Origin of the sequence: Pseudoalteromonas sp. P1-13-1a (assembly GCF_001401875.1) — a bacterium.
Classification (GTDB): Bacteria; Pseudomonadota; Gammaproteobacteria; order Enterobacterales; family Alteromonadaceae; genus Pseudoalteromonas.
In genome coordinates, this window is the sequence record NZ_LKDV01000068.1 from 1 (window position 1) to 2,005 (window position 2,005).

Annotated in this window: 1 protein-coding gene, 2 tRNA genes and 1 pseudogene; all 4 read right to left on the reverse strand. The window is 43.1% G+C overall.

Features of this window, described 5'->3' with window-relative positions:
• Positions 1 to 85: 85 nt before the first annotated feature.
• Positions 86 to 733: pseudogene (locus tag AN391_RS19735) on the reverse strand (magnesium chelatase domain-containing protein); the annotation flags it as partial.
• Between the two features lie 33 nt (positions 734 to 766).
• Entirely contained in the window at positions 767 to 1,381 is a 615-nt protein-coding gene (locus tag AN391_RS19740) for a trimeric intracellular cation channel family protein (RefSeq protein ID WP_055016968.1), read from the reverse strand.
• A gap of 286 nt (positions 1,382 to 1,667) precedes the next feature.
• Positions 1,668 to 1,744: transfer RNA gene (locus AN391_RS19745), tRNA-Met, on the reverse strand.
• A gap of 182 nt (positions 1,745 to 1,926) precedes the next feature.
• Positions 1,927 to 2,003, reverse strand: a tRNA-Met gene (locus tag AN391_RS19750).
• Positions 2,004 to 2,005: the final 2 nt, after the last annotated feature.

The following is a 2,005-nucleotide window of genomic DNA, read 5'->3' on the forward strand; positions in this document are numbered from 1 at the left end:
CTAACGTAAAGAATAAAAGACAAAAAGACTTCATTGCTGACCTTTAAGTAGTAAAATTAATTATGGGTCCACTAGGGCTTTAAAGCAGTAAGTTATGACCTCCAGCTGCGGCTATTTCTAGCACTCGTTTAGCACCGGGTTGGCCTTTAACATCACTTAAATCGAGCAAAAAGTCGGGAGACTGGGCGCAATCAGGGTATTCAATATTTAAAGGTAAAGGCTGCTGATTTAATAAATCACCCCACACTTCTTGTAATGAATTAACCGCTTTGCGTTTAACGCCGTTCACCAAACTTGCGAGGCTGTCGTTGGTAAAAGGTAAAAAGCAGCAGCGGTTTTGCTCTTTTGCTGCAAGTACAGAGGGCAAAATGGCATTTACGCCACGCACTTCGCCATTGAGTGCAAGCTCTCCGTAAAACTCATATTTATGTATATCAGGGCAAACAACCTGCCCAGAGGCCACTAAAATACCTACCGCAATAGCTAAGTCAAAGCGTCCACCATCTTTAGGTAAATCGGCAGGCGCTAAATTGACGGTAATGCGCTGATCGGGGAAACCAAATTGAGAGTTTTCTAGGGCGCTACGCACCCTATCTTTTGATTCTTTAACTGAGGCCTCAGGAAGCCCTACAATATGAAAAGCTGGCAAACCATTACCAAGGTGTACCTCTACAATAACCTCAGGGGCGTTTATACCCACTTGGGCACGAGAATAAATGCGAGCTAGCGACATTCCTTATCCTAATTAATGGTTTAATTAATTAGTTTAGTCAGAATATTTAAAAACGTGTACTGTGATTTGCCATTTAATAGCTGCAATACGAAGCAATAAGGTGGTTAGCATTGCCATTACCATGGCAAGTTCAGTCGCTAACGCAAAGTGAATACCCAAAGTATAAACAACACCGCCTGCAATACAGGTAATTGCATATAGCTCGCCTTTTAGCAACATAGGGATTTCACGGGCCAGCACATCTCGGAGCATGCCACCAAAGCAACCGGTAATTACACCCATAATAATGGCGGTCATATTTGGCATGCCGGCAAGTAATGCTTTTTGGGTACCCATAACCGAAAAAAATGCTAACCCAAATGCATCGGCAATTTGTAATGTGTAATGTGGAATCGACTTTTGCTTGTTAATAAGCCGAGTGGTAATAAATACCGCTGCTAAAATAGCATAAAAAAAACTTTGGTCGTGTAACCAAAATACCGGAACATCCAATATAAGGTCACGAACCGTACCGCCTCCAATCGCTGTTACAGCGGCTAATACTACAACACCGAAACCATCCATTTTCTTTTCATGTGCAACCAATGTACCCGTAATAGCAAACACGGCAATGCCAATTAAATCAAACCAGTGGTAAAGCTCAGTCATGTGTAACACACCCAAAATTATTTGTGCCGTTTTAACACAAACTATACAAAGTTTTAAGTAATAACACTTTTTTTGGAAAATTTATAACGTGTATAAAACACTATTTTGGAAGGCATAAGTTTATGAGGGGTGTTATTTCTGTGGTTGCGGGAGCCAGAGCTTGTGAAGGGAAACGACTACCTTTGCTGGCTAGTGGAGAGCTGAGACCGACGAGCTATCCATTTCCCTGAATTTTAGGCATAAAAAAACACGCTTTAAGCGTGTCGTTTCATTTTATGTATTTCAGTGGTTGCGGGAGCCGGATTTGAACCGACGACCTTCGGGTTATGAGCCCGACGAGCTACCAGGCTGCTCCATCCCGCGCCTGAAATATGCATACTTATTTAGCGTTGCTTACATTACAACGTGGCTGTCAACTTCCTAAAGGAAATTGGTTGCGGGAGCCGGATTTAAAACGACTACCTTTGCTGGCTAATGAAGAGCTGAGACCGACAAGCTTTTCTTTAACTAACGTTTTACAGTAACCTCAAACCCCTAAAGGAAATTGGTTGCGGGAGCCGGATTTGAACCGACGACCTTCGGGTTATGAGCCCGACGAGCTACCAGGCTGCTCCATCCCGCGCC

Excerpts from the sequence above, each read along its gene's own strand:
- AN391_RS19740 (WP_055016968.1), bottom strand. The coding sequence starts at position 1,381 with ATGACTGAGCTTTACCACTGGTTTGATTTAATTGGCATTGCCGTGTTT.